The organism is Aliivibrio wodanis (genome assembly GCF_052920805.1).
The window spans coordinates 2,704,649-2,722,394 of sequence record NZ_JBREXA010000002.1; the positions used below are offsets into that span (position 1 = coordinate 2,704,649).

At 41.0% G+C, this 17,746-nt stretch carries 5 protein-coding genes, 2 tRNA genes and 3 rRNA genes; 9 read left to right on the top strand and 1 reads right to left on the bottom strand.

Going from position 1 to position 17,746, the window contains the following annotated elements:
* Nucleotides 1-36 precede the first annotated feature (36 nt).
* From tamA to ACU5DF_RS20615, 8 genes are all read left to right on the top strand, one after another.
* The gene (tamA, locus tag ACU5DF_RS20580) at nt 37-1,758 is read left to right on the top strand and encodes an autotransporter assembly complex protein TamA (protein WP_446714008.1); all 1,722 of its coding nucleotides are present in this window, start codon (nt 37-39) and stop codon (nt 1,756-1,758) included.
* Nucleotides 1,755-5,549 carry an autotransporter assembly complex protein TamB gene (gene tamB, locus ACU5DF_RS20585; protein ID WP_446714009.1) on the top strand — a complete coding sequence of 1,265 codons (3,795 nt, stop codon included), beginning with the start codon at nt 1,755-1,757 and terminating at the stop codon, nt 5,547-5,549. Before tamA ends, tamB begins: the two co-directional genes overlap by 4 nt.
* A gap of 536 nt (nt 5,550-6,085) precedes the next feature.
* A 16S ribosomal RNA gene (locus ACU5DF_RS20590) occupies nt 6,086-7,628 on the top strand.
* Between the two features lie 69 nt (nt 7,629-7,697).
* Nucleotides 7,698-7,773, top strand: a tRNA-Ala gene (locus tag ACU5DF_RS20595).
* A gap of 285 nt (nt 7,774-8,058) precedes the next feature.
* Nucleotides 8,059-10,949 (top strand): 23S ribosomal RNA (locus tag ACU5DF_RS20600).
* Between the two features lie 136 nt (nt 10,950-11,085).
* Nucleotides 11,086-11,201, top strand: a 5S ribosomal RNA gene (gene rrf / locus ACU5DF_RS20605).
* Together the 16S, 23S and 5S rRNA genes with 2 tRNA genes alongside form the textbook arrangement of a ribosomal RNA operon.
* 33 nt (nt 11,202-11,234) lie before the next feature.
* Nucleotides 11,235-11,311 (top strand) — tRNA-Asp (locus tag ACU5DF_RS20610).
* Between the two features lie 126 nt (nt 11,312-11,437).
* Nucleotides 11,438-12,461, top strand: a protein-coding gene (locus ACU5DF_RS20615) for an IS630 family transposase (RefSeq protein WP_446714010.1) whose coding sequence is annotated in 2 segments (ribosomal slippage) — nt 11,438-11,892 and nt 11,891-12,461 — 1,026 coding nt in all. Because the reading frame shifts where the segments join, the coding sequence is not laid out codon by codon here.
* Nucleotides 12,462-12,540: 79 nt separating this feature from the next.
* Here ACU5DF_RS20615 and ACU5DF_RS20620 read toward each other — a convergent pair.
* On the bottom strand, nt 12,541-13,818 hold the full coding sequence (locus tag ACU5DF_RS20620; protein WP_446714011.1) for a cation:proton antiporter: 1,278 nt from the start codon (nt 13,816-13,818) through the stop codon (nt 12,541-12,543).
* A 180-nt stretch (nt 13,819-13,998) separates the two neighbouring features.
* Here ACU5DF_RS20620 and metH point away from each other — a divergent pair, with 180 nt between their 5' ends.
* Entirely contained in the window at nt 13,999-17,679 is a 3,681-nt protein-coding gene (metH, locus tag ACU5DF_RS20625) for a methionine synthase (RefSeq protein ID WP_446714012.1), read from the top strand.
* The last annotated feature ends 67 nt before the right edge of the window (nt 17,680-17,746 follow it).

Here is a 17,746-nt window from a genome sequence, read left to right on the forward strand (position 1 = left end):
AAAATGCATGATTGAATCAATAGAATAATTATTAATATGACAAAGAAGTTATCCCTTTTTATTACCTCTTGCTTGTTTATTGCTTCACCTTATGTGCTAGCTGAGACGGAATTGAGTATTGAGGGTTTAGATGGACCTTTATTGAGCAATGTAGAAGCCTATACCTCAAACATTCCAGAAGAGGATTATTCGACTTCTCTTCGCTTTCAATCTCGCCTTGAAGAAAATGTTATTAATGCCTTAAAAGCCCTTGGTTATTACGAACCAGTCGTCACTTTTTCTATTGATGGAGAAGCTGATGACAATGAACTGATTATGACAGTAAAACCGGGTAAGCCTGTTTATATTTATCTCAGTGATATCGTGGTTACAGGGGATGCTAAAAAAGATATTGACTTTATAGCAGCGATTGAAAAATCAGGTTTAAATCTAGGTGAAGTTATTGACCATGGAAAATACGCCAGTTTAAAAGCGACCTTGCAAAATTTAGCTTTGAGAAAAGGGTACTTCGATGGGGAGTTTGTCACTAGCCGTTTAGAGGTAGCCCCTGGTAGGCGTCAAGCAATGATACGTTTACATTATAATAGCGGTAATCGTTATCATTTTGGAGTTACAACTATCAATGGTAGCCAAATTGAAGAAGTCAGAGTTCGAGCTATCATTCCTTTTAAAAAAGGCGATCCTTATTTAGCAAGTCAAGTCGGGCTTTTAAATCAATCCTTATCGAATACTGAGTGGTTTTCTTCTGTTTATGTTGAACCAGATCTTGATGCTATCGGTTCTACCCAGTTATTACCTATGACGGTTCACCTCTCTCCACAAGTAAGAAATCAATTAGAAACAAGTCTTGGTTATGCAACAGATGTTGGTGTTCGAGGTAAAGTTCGCTGGAAAAAACCGTGGCTTAACGATGCTGGCCATAGTTTAGATACTGCACTGCAAGTGTCTAAACCAGAACAAGAAGCAACAGTCTCTTATAAAATTCCATTAAAGCAAGTGTTAAACGATTATTACATTGTTAAGTATGGTTTAAAGAATATCGATAACCGAAATACTGATAGTTTAGAGTCTAATTTAGCCTTTGAAAGGCATTGGATTTTTGACTCAGGTTGGCATAGAACAATTTATACGCGTTTTCTTTATGAAGAGTTTACTCAAGGTATTCAAGATGGAACTGCCTTTTTAGTATTACCTGGTGTTTCATTTGCCAAAAGCCGTTCTCGTGGTGGCACTATGCCTATGTGGGGAGATAAAAAGTCTTTTACGATTGAAGCGACAGATCAAAGCTTATCTTCTGATGCAAGATTACTAAGGGTACAGGCACAAGGAGCGATAGTTCGGAGTCTTGGACAAAATCATCGAGGTGTTGCTCGAAGTGATATGGGAGCAATGTACACCGATAATTTTTATAAGTTGCCGCCCTCAATACGATTTTTTGCTGGGGGAGATAACAGTATTCGTGGCTATGGTTATGAAGAAATATCACCTAAAGATGAAAGTGGTTTCTTGACTGGTGGTCAATACATGGCAACTGCAAGTTTAGAGTATCAATACAGAGTTGTGGGTAATTGGTGGATTGCGACTTTTGTTGACTATGGTGATTCTTGGATTTCTACACCTGATTGGAAAAGAGGAGCAGGTATTGGTGTTCGATGGGCTTCACCTGTAGGGCCTGTACGTCTTGATTTTGCTTGGGGCTTTGATGCGAATCCTGGTGACGAATTTAAAGTCCATTTTACATTGGGTCCAGAAGTATGAGTTCCATAGAAAAAGAAATTGCTTTGCAAGAAATACAACAAGTAAAGAAGAGTAAATTTAGCCGTCACTGTTTGTGTTTAGCTTTCTTCCTACCAATAACAATTCTCGTGATTATGCTGTTTATTGGAGCGTTAGTCTTTACCAATTCAGGGTTGAAATTAGCCTTGTGGGGAGTTGAAAAAGCCATCCCAGCACTACAGATTGAAAATGCAGAAGGCAGCTTAATTCCTGCATTTACCTTATCTGGTATCCACTATAGAAATGATGAGTTGTTAAAAATAGATGCTAATAAATTGCATTTTTCTTTTACTGCTAAATGTTTATTAGAACCATCATTATGCATTAATGACATTACTATTAATGGATTAAGACTCGACCTCCCTAAGATCCCCAAAAGTACAGAAAAACCCAAAGAAGCACCAGTTGAACAAAAACTCCTTTCAATCCCTATTCCAATAAATATCGACAGTATCAATATTAATGATCTTGATATTAATATATTGGGGAATAAGGTACGTTGGAAATCGTTTAACACTGGTCTTCGACTTTATCAAAGTGATTTGACACTGACACCATTATCATGGGAAACGATCACTGTTGAATTAGCACAATCTGAGAAAGAAGGAAAAAAGGTAGAGCCTCATGCAAATCAAACATCCTCTGTAATTGAACTTCCATCTATTTATATACCTCTGAATATCTCCGTTGAAAAATTTTCGCTGAGTGATTTTACGTTAAAGCAAGAAACCCCTGTAATTATTAATCAGTTGAACTTTACAGCAACAGCAAAAGAGTATGACGTTGGAGTAACTGATTTTTATTTAGACATCCCTGAAGCGAATATCAATCTAGATACAAAAATAACACTCACCGATGATTATCCGTTATTTATTGATGCTTTATTTAAGGTAAAGAAAACTGAATTAAAAGGTCATAATTTAAAATTAAATGCTACAGGTAGTGTGGCAGACTTAAAAGCCTCATTACAATTGAGTGGTGGCTTAAAGGCTTATATAAAGGCTCATGTTCAACCATTAAAAAAAGAGCTTCCTTTTGATATTCAACTTTCGAAAGGAAAACTTTATTGGCCGTTGCAAGGAAAAAAAGAGGTAACGACTCAGCTTATATTATTGAATGTGAAAGGTGATTTAAATCGATACCACTTTTCAACTAAAGCTAATGTTGAAGGCGTAGATATCCCAACAACAAAAATTGACTTAAAAGGAAAAGGTAGTTTAGAAGAGATAGAGCTATCTAAACTGCTAGTAAACACCTTAGGAGGAACTGTTTCTGGTACCGCTGGAGCTAGTTGGGCATCATTGGTTGATTGGAAAGCAGATATACGACTACAAAATATCCAGCCAGGACTTCAATGGAGTGAGGCTGAAGGTAATGTTAGTGGTGAATTATCAACTACGGGGTATTTAACTCAACAGGGAGGCTGGATTGTTGAGTTTCCTAAGGTTGATATTAATGGCATATTCAGAGAATACCCATTGGATATAAAAGGTGCGTTAAAAGCTCAAGATGTAAATGGCTCAGGAATGGTTAATTTAAATATACCTCAACTAGCACTGCAACATGGTAATAATGGTATTGCAGTATCTGGGGCCTTAGATAAAGAGTGGGATCTCAATATAGATGTTAATTTCCCTGAGTTGTCTGATTCTGTTCCTAATTTGTATGGAAAGCTAACAGGAAGAGTAGAGTTAGAGGGTAAGTTTGCTGAACCAACAATTAATCTTAATCTGGATGCTCTAGGACTTGAATGGCAAAAAGAAGTTAAATTAGAGAAAGCTTCAATTAAAGGTTATGTAAGTCCAATTCCTGAGATTGATGCCAATTTAAAGATTGAATTGTTAAATGGACAATACCAAAAGCAAGTATTACATAAACTGTTAGTCAAATTTTATGGTGAAGAAAAAGAGCACCAATTACATATAGACTTGGATACAGACACTATTGACTCTCATCTTGTATTCAAAGGTGCATTAGATCGAACAACAAGTTGGATTGGAGAGCTTAGTGAAGCCGATGTTATTACAGACATAGGGCCTTGGAAGTTAAATAAACAAGCAGAGCTATCTTATAATATTCAAACACAACAAGCATTTATTCAAGCGCATTGTTGGAGTCAAGAAGATGGAGCATCAGTTTGTCTTAATAAGGACTTAACAGCAGGTAAAGAAGGAGCTGTTGATTTAAGTATTAAGCAGTTCCAGTTTCAGAAATTAGCAGCTTTTTTACCTGAGGAAACCCAAATATACGGTGAGATTAATGTGGATGTCTTTGCTGACTGGTTTGAAAACTCATCGCCTCATGTGAAAGCCTCTATTATCTTACCAAAAGGTAAAATAGAACAGATAATGGAAGATACCATCACTGTAGGTTGGGATGAGATAACTGTAAATGCAGAGATGAAGAATGATCAATTAACCTCTAATTGGGCTGTAATGCTAACCAATAATGGTCAATTAAAGGGAGAAATGAATATTGACCAACTTACAGGTAAGAAGACCTTAACGGGGTTCTCTGAGATAGAGCAATTGTCTTTATCTATGCTTAAACCATTATTGGGTGAATACAGTGAACTAGATGCGTTAATCAAATCACGTATTAATATATCTGGCCCAATTGAGCACCCTAAAATGTTAGGGGCAATTACTATAGATAATATAAAGATGAAAGGAGATGTATCTCCGGTTGATATTAACCAAGGTAATATAAATATTCAATTCTCAGGTTATGACGCAGTACTAACGTCATTGATTACAACTCCTGATGGTGAGCTTAATATAGATGGTACAGGAGAATGGTCTAACTTAGATAATTGGAAGGTCGGTCTAGATGTATCGGGGCAAGAGTTACCAGTTAATGTTCCACCAATGGTGAAACTGAAAGTAAAGCCCGACTTACAAATCAGAATAATTCCAACCCTTGCTAAAATTAGTGGTTCTATAGGTATTCCATGGGGAAGGATAGTAGTTAAAAACCTTCCAGAAAGTGCCATTGGTGTATCTTCTGATGAAGTACTTCTGACTGATAATTTAAAGCCTATAGATACAACGACCCCATTACCAATGAGAGTTGAGACGGATATTATTATTAGCATTGGTGATGACGTGTTGTTATCTGCTTTTGGTTTAGAGGGAGGGTTAATTGGTAAGCTAAATATCACGCAAAAGGATAAAGCTCCTTTCATTAATGGTGAAGTCAATATAAAGGAGGGAACCTATCGTTCTTTCGGCCAAGACTTACAAATACAAAAAGGTAAGATTTTATTTAATGGTCCTGCTGATCAACCTTATGTAGCAATAGAGGCTATTCGAAATCCAGAAAATACTCGTGACGATGTTATTGCAGGAATACGAGTTAATGGCTCTGCAGATACACCAACCGTTGAAATATTTTCTTCACCAAGTATGCCACAAGCTAATGCATTGTCTTATTTATTGAGAGGGCAGGATATTGATGCTGAATCTGGTGGTAATGCTATGACAACAACGTTAATTGGTTTAAGCATTGCTAAAAGCGGTAAGATTGTTGGAGAAATAGGGCAAGCGTTTGGCGTTCAAGATCTTCAGCTTGATACTGCAGGTTCCGGTGAGGAATCACAAGTTACAATAAGTGGTTATATTGCACCTGGTCTACAAGTTAAATATGGTGTTGGCATATTTAACTCTGTTGGTGAGTTTACTTTAAGATATCGAATGATGAGTAATTTCTATATAGAGGTGATATCAAGTTTAGAGAGTGCTGTAGATATTATTTATCAATTTGAATTTGACTAAATACTTTGAATTGTGGGTAACTGTGTTGATAACCTGTATTGTAGCTAAGGGTAAAAAAAGATAAGTTTCCTTTTGTATAAATGCTCAACAAACAGTAAGTAAATATAGAAAAATGAGCATTTAATACTTGCTAATATAAGCTGTGTCCCTATAATGCATCCTCACTGACACGGAGCGCTCAACGTAGAGCAGCAAAGGGTTGGTTGAAAAAACGGTTTTAAAATTAAAATAAAAAAAAGTGTTTGACACTTAAGTTTAATTGGATAAAATAACCGTCCTCTTCACTGAAAGGCTTAAGTGCTTCGAAAGTTAGAAGAAATGCTCTTTAACAATTTAACCAAATCAATCTGTGTGGGCACTTGTGAGTTGATAATCACTACTTTGCTTTTACTTTTCGAAGTGAATTCAAACAAAAATAATCAATGAACTGAGTGACTACACAAAATTACTTTTATGTAAGAAATCAGTATTAATCATTGAGCCGGTTTTGTTTCTGCCCTCTTTTAACTAAGAAGACAGAGCAACCAAAAAAACTTTAATTGAAGAGTTTGATCATGGCTCAGATTGAACGCTGGCGGCAGGCCTAACACATGCAAGTCGAGCGGTAACAGGAATTAGCTTGCTAATTTGCTGACGAGCGGCGGACGGGTGAGTAATGCCTGGGAATATGCCTTAGTGTGGGGGATAACTATTGGAAACGATAGCTAATACCGCATAATGTCTTCGGACCAAAGAGGGGGATCTTCGGACCTCTCGCGCTAAGATTAGCCCAGGTGAGATTAGCTTGTTGGTGAGGTAAGAGCTCACCAAGGCGACGATCTCTAGCTGGTCTGAGAGGATGATCAGCCACACTGGAACTGAGACACGGTCCAGACTCCTACGGGAGGCAGCAGTGGGGAATATTGCACAATGGGCGAAAGCCTGATGCAGCCATGCCGCGTGTATGAAGAAGGCCTTCGGGTTGTAAAGTACTTTCAGTCGTGAGGAAGGGTGTGTAGTTAATAGCTGCATATCTTGACGTTAGCGACAGAAGAAGCACCGGCTAACTCCGTGCCAGCAGCCGCGGTAATACGGAGGGTGCGAGCGTTAATCGGAATTACTGGGCGTAAAGCGCATGCAGGTGGTTTGTTAAGTCAGATGTGAAAGCCCGGGGCTCAACCTCGGAACCGCATTTGAAACTGGCAAACTAGAGTGCTGTAGAGGGGGGTAGAATTTCAGGTGTAGCGGTGAAATGCGTAGAGATCTGAAGGAATACCAGTGGCGAAGGCGGCCCCCTGGACAGACACTGACACTCAGATGCGAAAGCGTGGGGAGCAAACAGGATTAGATACCCTGGTAGTCCACGCCGTAAACGATGTCTACTTGGAGGTTGTGGCCTTGAGCCGTGGCTTTCGGAGCTAACGCGTTAAGTAGACCGCCTGGGGAGTACGGTCGCAAGATTAAAACTCAAATGAATTGACGGGGGCCCGCACAAGCGGTGGAGCATGTGGTTTAATTCGATGCAACGCGAAGAACCTTACCTACTCTTGACATCCAGAGAATTCGCTAGAGATAGCTTAGTGCCTTCGGGAACTCTGAGACAGGTGCTGCATGGCTGTCGTCAGCTCGTGTTGTGAAATGTTGGGTTAAGTCCCGCAACGAGCGCAACCCTTATCCTTGTTTGCCAGCGCGTAATGGTGGGAACTCCAGGGAGACTGCCGGTGATAAACCGGAGGAAGGTGGGGACGACGTCAAGTCATCATGGCCCTTACGAGTAGGGCTACACACGTGCTACAATGGCGCATACAGAGGGCTGCAAGCTAGCGATAGTGAGCGAATCCCAAAAAGTGCGTCGTAGTCCGGATCGGAGTCTGCAACTCGACTCCGTGAAGTCGGAATCGCTAGTAATCGTGAATCAGAATGTCACGGTGAATACGTTCCCGGGCCTTGTACACACCGCCCGTCACACCATGGGAGTGGGCTGCAAAAGAAGTGGGTAGTTTAACCTTCGGGAGGACGCTCACCACTTTGTGGTTCATGACTGGGGTGAAGTCGTAACAAGGTAGCCCTAGGGGAACCTGGGGCTGGATCACCTCCTTAAACGATAGATTGCAATTTATGAGTGTTCACACAGATTGATTAGGTTAAAAAATTAAAGAGACGTTATGTGGGGCTATAGCTCAGCTGGGAGAGCGCTTCGCTGGCAGCGAAGAGGTCTGCGGTTCGATCCCGCATAGCTCCACCATTTTTAAGTATTCTCTTTGAGAGTCTTTAAAAATGGTTTCGACACCTTTTATTAGGTTGAAAAACAATTGCTCTTTAACAATTTGGAAAGCTGACTGATTTAAATAACTTACGAGTTATTCAAATCAAAATTTAAAAGTTCTTAATATCTTTTGTTTATCTTAGATAAACAAATTAAAAACACATTCAAGTGTTCTTGTATTTTGAATCCGGCGAAAAACCAGAACTCGCAATGACGAGTTCAACCTTGGTTGTTTATGCCATACGAAACCTCTTGGGGTTGTATGGTTAAGTGACTAAGCGTACACGGTGGATGCCTTGGCAGTCAGAGGCGATGAAAGACGTATTAACTTGCGATAAGCCCAGATTAGGTAGTAAAAACCTTTTGAGTCTGGGATTTCTGAATGGGGAAACCCACTAGCATAAGCTAGTATCGCTGCGTGAATACATAGCGCAGCGAAGCAAACCGGGAGAACTGAAACATCTAAGTACCCCGAGGAAGAGAAATCAACCGAGATCCCGAAAGTAGCGGCGAGCGAAATTGGGTTAGCCCTTAAGCTTTTAATGAGACAGGTGAAGCCTCTGGAAAGTGGCGCGATACAAGGTGATAGCCCTGTAACCGACATCTCATCATCAGTGAAAACGAGTAAGGCGGGACACGTGATATCCTGTCTGAATATGGGGGGACCATCCTCCAAGGCTAAATACTACTGACTGACCGATAGTGAACCAGTACCGTGAGGGAAAGGCGAAAAGAACCCCTGTGAGGGGAGTGAAATAGAACCTGAAACCGTGTACGTACAAGCAGTAGGAGCATACTTGTTATGTGACTGCGTACCTTTTGTATAATGGGTCAGCGACTTATATTCAGTGGCAAGGTTAACCGTTTAGGGGAGCCGTAGGGAAACCGAGTCTTAACTGGGCGTTCAGTCTCTGGATATAGACCCGAAACCAAGTGATCTAGCCATGGGCAGGTTGAAGATTGAGTAACATCAATTGGAGGACCGAACCGACTAATGTTGAAAAATTAGCGGATGACTTGTGGCTAGGGGTGAAAGGCCAATCAAACTTGGAGATAGCTGGTTCTCCCCGAAATCTATTTAGGTAGAGCCTCGGACGAATACTACTGGGGGTAGAGCACTGTTAAGGCTAGGGGGTCATCCCGACTTACCAACCCTTTGCAAACTCCGAATACCAGTAAGTACTATCCGGGAGACACACGGCGGGTGCTAACGTCCGTCGTGGAGAGGGAAACAACCCAGACCGCCAGCTAAGGTCCCAAAGTTATAGCTAAGTGGGAAACGATGTGGGAAGGCTCAGACAGCCAGGATGTTGGCTTAGAAGCAGCCATCATTTAAAGAAAGCGTAATAGCTCACTGGTCGAGTCGGCCTGCGCGGAAGATGTAACGGGGCTAAGCTATACACCGAAGCTGCGGCAATGCAATTTATTGTGTTGGGTAGGGGAGCGTTCTGTAAGCCGTCGAAGGTGTGCTGTAAGGCATGCTGGAGGTATCAGAAGTGCGAATGCTGACATGAGTAACGATAAAGGGGGTGAAAAACCCCCTCGCCGGAAGACCAAGGGTTCCTGTCCAACGTTAATCGGGGCAGGGTAAGTCGACCCCTAAGGCGAGGCTGAAAAGCGTAGTCGATGGGAAACGGGTTAATATTCCCGTACTTCTTATAATTGCGATGGGGGGACGGAGAAGGCTAGGTGGGCTTGGCGACGGTCGTCCAAGTTCAAGTGCGTAGGCTAAGAGTTTAGGTAAATCCGGACTCTTGTTAGGCTGAGACACGATGTCGAGCATCTACGGATGTGAAGCCATTGATGCCATGCTTCCAGGAAAAGCCTCTAAGCTTCAGATTATAAGAAATCGTACCCCAAACCGACACAGGTGGTCGAGTAGAGAATACTAAGGCGCTTGAGAGAACTCGGGTGAAGGAACTAGGCAAAATGGTACCGTAACTTCGGGAGAAGGTACGCTCCTAGCGGTGATGAGACTTGCTCTCTAAGCTGCCGGGAGTCGCAGATACCAGGTGGCTGCAACTGTTTATTAAAAACATAGCACTGTGCTAAATCGTAAGATGACGTATACGGTGTGACGCCTGCCCGGTGCTTGAAGGTTAATTGATGGGGTTAGACTTCGGTCGAAGCTCTTGATCGAAGCCCAAGTAAACGGCGGCCGTAACTATAACGGTCCTAAGGTAGCGAAATTCCTTGTCGGGTAAGTTCCGACCTGCACGAATGGCGTAATGATGGCCACGCTGTCTCCACCCGAGACTCAGTGAAATTGAAATCGCTGTGAAGATGCAGTGTACCCGCGGCTAGACGGAAAGACCCCGTGAACCTTTACTACAGCTTGGCACTGAACATTGACCCTACATGTGTAGGATAGGTGGGAGCCTTTGAAACCAGTACGCTAGTATTGGTGGAGGCAATCTTGAAATACCACCCTTGTATGCTTGATGTTCTAACGTTGGCCCCTTATCGGGGTTGCGGACAGTGCCTGGTGGGTAGTTTGACTGGGGCGGTCTCCTCCCAAAGAGTAACGGAGGAGCACGAAGGTGGGCTAAACACGGTTGGACATCGTGTGGTTAGTGCAATGGCATAAGCCCGCTTGACTGCGAGAATGACAATTCGAGCAGGTACGAAAGTAGGTCATAGTGATCCGGTGGTTCTGAATGGAAGGGCCATCGCTCAACGGATAAAAGGTACTCCGGGGATAACAGGCTGATACCGCCCAAGAGTTCATATCGACGGCGGTGTTTGGCACCTCGATGTCGGCTCATCACATCCTGGGGCTGAAGTCGGTCCCAAGGGTATGGCTGTTCGCCATTTAAAGTGGTACGCGAGCTGGGTTTAGAACGTCGTGAGACAGTTCGGTCCCTATCTGCCGTGGGCGTTGGATGATTGAAAGGGGCTGCTCCTAGTACGAGAGGACCGGAGTGGACGAACCTCTGGTGTTCGGGTTGTTACGCCAGTAGCATTGCCCGGTAGCTAAGTTCGGGATCGATAAACGCTGAAAGCATCTAAGCGTGAAGCGAGCCTTGAGATGAGTCATCCCTGATACTATACGTATCCTAAAGGGTTGTTGGAGACTACGACGTAGATAGGCAGGGTGTGTAAGTGCTGCGAGGCATTGAGCTAACCTGTACTAATTGCCCGTGAGGCTTAACCATACAACACCCAAGGGGTTTTGAACGGATTTAAAGTTGCAAGAAACAGATTGAATGTGATTAAGAACAACTCTTTATATAGAGAAACGGCTTTCCAGATTATTATTTATCTCTTAGTGAGGTAGATAGAAAGAATTTGCTTGGCGACCATAGCGTTATGGACCCACCTGATCCCATGCCGAACTCAGAAGTGAAACGTAATAGCGCCGATGGTAGTGTGGGGTTTCCCCATGTGAGAGTAGGACATCGCCAGGCTTTTAAATTAAGATACACCTGAATAGACACTGCGGAGTGGTAGTTCAGTTGGTTAGAATACCGGCCTGTCACGCCGGGGGTCGCGGGTTCGAGTCCCGTCCACTCCGCCACTACACCAAGAAAGCCCTAATCGAAAGATTAGGGCTTTTTTACATCTGAATAAAACGAATCGTTCAGGTTATAATACCAATTTCGTTAATTTTATGATCTAATATGGACTCTTAAAAGGAGTCCTTATGAAGCATGATTTCCCGAGTTTGATTAATTCCACATCCAATGCTCGACTTAGAGTGCGTTATTTATCCGTTTCTCATTTTGTTGACGGTAAAAGTCGCACTCAAATAGCTAAGTATCTTAAAGTTAGCAGAGTAAGCGTCAATAAATGGGTCAAAGCATATCTCAACAATGGTCTTCAAGGACTTCAAGAGAAACCACATTCTGGTAGGCCTTATCGCCTAACAGACGAGCAAAAATCACAACTCAAAGAATGTGTTATCGAACATGCCGTAAATGAGAGTGGCGGTCGTCTTCAAGCAAGAGACATTGGGCTCTATATAGAAAGCAACTTCAATACATCATATAAAAAGTCGGCGCTCTATCAGTTATTACATGACATAGGTTTGAGTTGGATTACAACTCGTTCCAAACATCCTAAGCAGTCAGTTGAAGCTCAAGAAGCTTTTAAAAAAATTCCCAATCGAAACGCTCCTTAAGATCCCTGGTCATGTCCCCTTAAAAGATGTTCAAATATGGTTTCAAGACGAGGCTAGATTTGGTCAACGCAATACAACAACGCGCATATTGGCAGAGAAAGGGACCCGCCCTAGAGTAGTACAACAACAGCAATTTGAGTATGCATACCTTTTCGGAGCTGTATGTGTCACGACAGGAGAAACTGAAGCGATAGTGGTTCCCCTGAGCAATATGGAAGCAATGAAAGAGCAACTCAGATTAATTTCTCAAGCCACACTAGCTGGCAAGCATGCTGTTGTTATCATGGATCAAGCGAGTTGGCACCAGAGCTATCTTGCCGATGAATTTGAGAACCTCACCATAATTCATATCCCACCTTATTCGCCCGAACTTAACCCTATAGAACAGGTATGGAGTTGGCTCCGCCAAAATGAAGTAGCAAACAGGTGCTTCGAAAACTATGACGATATCGTAGAGACATTATGTAGAGCGTGGAATCGGTTTTGTGAAGATAAAGACAGAGTCATCTTACTCTGCTTTAGATATTGGTTAAAATTGATAAGTTAATTAACGGAATTGGTATTATAGATATAAAAAATGGAGATACACAATATGCATCTCCATTAATAATTGATAGTGCTATGGATTAAGAATCTTTTTCTAATTTCTTTGCTTTTTCAATCATGGTTGTAATGGTTGAGCCTTGAACCAAAATAGAGAAAACAACAACAGAATAAGTCATAACAAGAATAATTTCTCTGACATCTATATTCTTATCTGGGATGATGATAATGCCTGATGGGATAGCCAAAGCCATCGCTAAAGCCAGTCCGCCTCGAAGGCCGCCCCAAGTTAAGATATTTACGGATAATGGGTTATAAGTTCTGAATCGTTTAAAGCCAATATATGGTAAGTAAACGCTTAAATAGCGACTTGCTAGCACCAGTGGGATAGATATTGCCATTAAGATCCAGTCTTCTTGATGGAATTGGAATAACAACATAGACATACCAATAAGAAGAAATAACACGCCATTTAAGAATTCATCAACAAGCTCCCAGAAATGGTCTAAATGCTCTTCACTTTCTTTTGAAAAACCAATATAACGGGTCCAGTTGCCGATCATTATACCAGATACGACCATAGCTAAAGGACCTGAAACATGAATGACTTCAGCAAATGCATAACCTGATGTTGGGATACCTATGGTTAATAATAATTCCATTGAATGGTCATTAGTTGAACTTATTAGATAATGGAAAATTAAACCTAAAAGGAAACCGTAAATAATACCGCCAATAGCTTCCTGTAAAAATAGTGCTGTTACACTACCAATTGTTGGTGTTTCTGAACCAAAAGCAATGGTAAATAGCGTAACGAAAATTACTAAACCAAAACCATCATTGAATAATGATTCACCTTCGATTTGAGTCGAAATACGTTGTGGAGCATTCAGCTTTTTTACTATCGCAAGTACGGCAATAGGATCGGTTGGTGAGATCAATGAGCCAAATAATAAGCAGTAGATTAAATCAAGATTAATACCTATTAGATTACATATTCCCCATAGAGTAAAACCAATAAAGAAAGTTGAGAATAAGGTAGCTCCTAAAGCAAGTACGGTTATTTCCCACTTTTGATCTTTAAGGTTTTGAAGTTTTATCCCTAGCCCGCCAGCAAATAATAAGAAACCTAATATTCCTTTTAATAAAAAATCTTCGAAATTTATATCTGTCAGAGTTTCAGTCGCAACTTCTCTAAGATGAAACCAATCATTGTGACCAGCAAAAATTATCCCTAGTGATAGCATCATTGAGCCTGCAGTGATTGCTATCGTTGTCTGCATTTTTCCTATTTTGCTATTAAAAAATGCGATTAACATAGCAGCAGCTGCAAGAAAGCAGAGTGTGTTATATACGGACATTGTTAACCTCTATATATCTTATTTATGTAACAAAATGTGATTCAGGTCATTTTCCACTCAAATTGATAAATATCAAACTTTATTTCTAATTTGGATAAATAAATCTATTTTGGACGTCTAGATTCCTATTCGATGTGTGATAGGATTGTAACAGAAACGTATTATGGATGAGGCAGTACCGTGGCAGGAAGCAATAAGAAAACTGAAATAGAAAAGCACCTTCTGGAACGTATACTTTTGATCGATGGTGGCATGGGAACCATGATCCAAGAGTATAAGTTTGAAGAACAAGATTATCGTGGAGAGCGCTTTAGTGATTGGCATTGTGACTTAAAAGGTAACAATGATCTTCTAGTGCTTTCTCGTCCTCAAATTATTAGAGATATTCATTCTGCTTATTTAGAAGCGGGTGCAGATATCTTAGAGACTAACACCTTTAACTCAACAACGATCGCAATGGCTGACTATGATATGGAAAGTCTGAGCGAAGAAATGAACTTCGAAGCTGCAAAATTAGCAAGAGAAGTCGCAGATGAATGGACATTAAAAACGCCTCATAAACCGCGTTATGTTGCAGGTGTTTTAGGCCCAACGAATCGAACGTGTTCTATTTCTCCTGACGTAAATGACCCTGGTTACCGAAATGTCTCTTTCGATGAATTAGTCGAAGCTTACTCTGAATCAACTCGTGCATTAATCAATGGTGGTTCTGATTTAATTCTTATTGAAACCATCTTTGATACTTTAAATGCAAAAGCGTGTTCTTTTGCCGTTGAATCTGTTTTTGAAGAAATGGGTATTACATTACCGGTGATGATTTCAGGTACGATTACAGATGCTTCAGGTCGTACGCTTTCAGGACAAACTACAGAAGCGTTCTACAATGCTTTGCGTCATGTTAAACCAATCTCATTTGGTTTGAATTGTGCATTAGGACCTGATGAATTACGTGAATATGTAAGTGAGCTGTCTCGTATTTCTGAGTGCAGTGTTTCAGCACACCCGAATGCAGGCTTGCCTAATGCCTTTGGTGAATATGATCTCTCTCCAGAAGAAATGGCAGAACACGTAAAAGAGTGGGCCGAGAGTGGTTTTCTAAACTTGATTGGAGGTTGTTGTGGTACGACTCCAGAGCATATTCGTCAAATGGCACAAGTGGTAGAAGGGGTTAAGCCACGTCAATTACCGAGACTTCCTGTTGCTTGTCGTTTATCTGGTTTAGAACCATTAACTATTGAGAAAGACTCTCTTTTTGTGAACGTAGGTGAAAGAACCAATGTTACCGGTTCTGCTCGTTTTAAGCGTTTAATCAAAGAAGAGTTATACGATGAAGCCTTGAGTGTCGCTCGTGAGCAAGTAGAAAATGGCGCTCAAATTATTGATATCAACATGGATGAAGGCATGCTTGATGCTGAAGCGTGTATGGTTAAATTCTTAAATCTATGTGCTTCAGAACCAGAGATATCTAAAGTTCCTGTGATGGTCGATTCTTCTAAGTGGGAAGTTATCGAAGCTGGCCTTAAATGTATCCAAGGTAAGGGTATTGTTAACTCGATATCGCTTAAAGAAGGTAAAGAAAAATTCTTACAGCAAGCTAAGTTGATCCGTCGTTATGGTGCAGCTGTGATTGTGATGGCTTTTGATGAAGTGGGTCAGGCCGATACTCGTGAGCGAAAAATTGAAATATGTACTAACGCTTATAATATCTTAGTAGATGAAATTGGTTTCCCGCCAGAAGACATTATTTTTGACCCAAATATCTTTGCTGTTGCTACGGGAATCGATGAACATAACAACTACGCTGTTGATTTTATTGAAGCAGTTGCCGATATAAAAAGAACGCTTCCTCATGCCATGATTTCAGGTGGCGTATCTAACGTATCATTCTCATTCCGAGGTAATAATTACGTACGTGAAGCGATTCATGCTGTGTTCTTATATCACTGCTTTAAGAATGGTATGGATATGGGGATAGTGAACGCTGGTCAATTAGAGATTTACGATAACTTACCAGAAGATTTACGCGAAGCGGTAGAAGATGTCGTTCTTAACCGTCGCAATGATTCAACAGAACGACTACTAGATATCGCGACAGAGTATCTAGAGCGTGCTGTCGGAAAAGTCGAAGATAAATCAGCACTTGAGTGGCGCTCATGGTCGGTTGAAAAACGTCTTGAGCATTCATTAGTAAAAGGGATTACTGATTTCATTGTTGAAGATACCGAAGAAGCTCGTGTAAATTCTGAACGTCCAATTCATGTTATAGAAGGTCCATTAATGGATGGTATGAATGTGGTTGGTGACTTATTTGGTGAAGGTAAGATGTTTCTTCCTCAAGTAGTTAAATCTGCTCGTGTAATGAAGCAAGCGGTAGCGCATTTAGAGCCATTCATTAATGCAACTAAAGATGTGGGATCTACTAACGGAAAAATTCTTTTAGCTACAGTAAAAGGTGATGTTCATGATATCGGAAAGAACATCGTAGGCGTAGTACTACAATGTAATAACTACGAGATTATTGATCTAGGTGTAATGGTTTCTTGTGAGAAAATACTAAAAGTAGCAAAAGAAGAGAATGTCGATATTATCGGACTTTCAGGTCTTATTACTCCATCACTTGATGAGATGGTTCATGTCGCTAAAGAGATGGAGCGTCAAGGGTTTGATTTGCCACTTTTAATTGGTGGAGCAACAACCTCTAAAGCACATACTGCTGTTAAGATAGAACAAAACTACTCCCAACCTGTGGTTTATGTTAATAATGCTTCTCGTGCTGTTGGTGTTTGTACGTCATTGCTTTCTAATGAATTGAAACCAGCATTTATTGAGAAGTTGGATTTAGATTACGAGCGTGTGCGTGATCAACATAGCCGTAAAACACCACGAACAAAACCCGTTTCACTAGCAAGAGCACGAGAAAACCAAGTCGATATTGATTGGGTAAACTACACGCCTCCTGTACCTGTAAAGCCGGGTGTGCATATTATTGATGATATGGATGTTGCTACGTTACGCCAATATATTGATTGGACCCCTTTCTTTATGACATGGTCTTTAATGGGAAAATATCCTGCAATTTTAGATCATGAAGAAGTGGGTGAAGAGGCGAAGCGTTTATATAAAGATGCGAACGATCTGTTGGATCGTGTAGAAAAAGAAGGCTTACTAAAAGCGCGAGGAATGTGTGCTATTTTTCCTGCTAACAGTGTTGATGATGATATTGAAGTGTATACCGATGAATCACGTACTGTGGTATTGAAAGTTCTACATAATTTACGCCAACAAACAGAAAAGCCAAAAGGGTTTAACTATTGTCTATCTGATTATATCGCGCCGAAAAAGAGCGGAAAAGCCGATTGGATAGGTGGCTTTGCTGTGACTGGAGGTATTGGTGAGCGAGATCTAGCGGATGAGTATAAAGCCAAAGGTGATGACTATAACGCCATTATGATCCAAGCCGTAGCAGATCGCTTAGCCGAAGCATTTGCTGAGTATTTACACAAAGAAGTTCGTAAAGATATCTGGGGATATTCACCAGATGAAGATCTTTCTAATGATGATCTTATCCGTGAAAAATACCAAGGTATTCGCCCTGCTCCTGGTTATCCTGCCTGCCCTGAGCATACGGAAAAAGGAAGCTTATGGGAGTTGATGAATGTTGAAGAATCGATTGGTATGTCATTAACCTCAAGTTATGCGATGTGGCCAGGCGCATCAGTGTCGGGTATGTATTTCTCACACCCAGACTCTCGTTATTTTGCTATTGCTCAAATACAGCAAGATCAAGCTGAAAGTTATGCAGAGAGAAAAGGTTGGGATATGTTAGAAACTGAAAAGTGGCTAGGGCCAAATCTAAACTAAGATCTTTTTCATAATAAACATTAAAAATCCCATTAATAATCAATTAATGGGATTTTTTAGTTTAATA

Coding starts and splice junctions, on each gene's coding strand:
- ACU5DF_RS20620 (WP_446714011.1), bottom strand. CDS start 13,818: ATGTCCGTATATAACACACTCTGCTTTCTTGCAGCTGCTGCTATGTTA.
- tamA (WP_446714008.1), top strand. CDS start 37: ATGACAAAGAAGTTATCCCTTTTTATTACCTCTTGCTTGTTTATTGCT.
- tamB (WP_446714009.1), top strand. CDS start 1,755: ATGAGTTCCATAGAAAAAGAAATTGCTTTGCAAGAAATACAACAAGTA.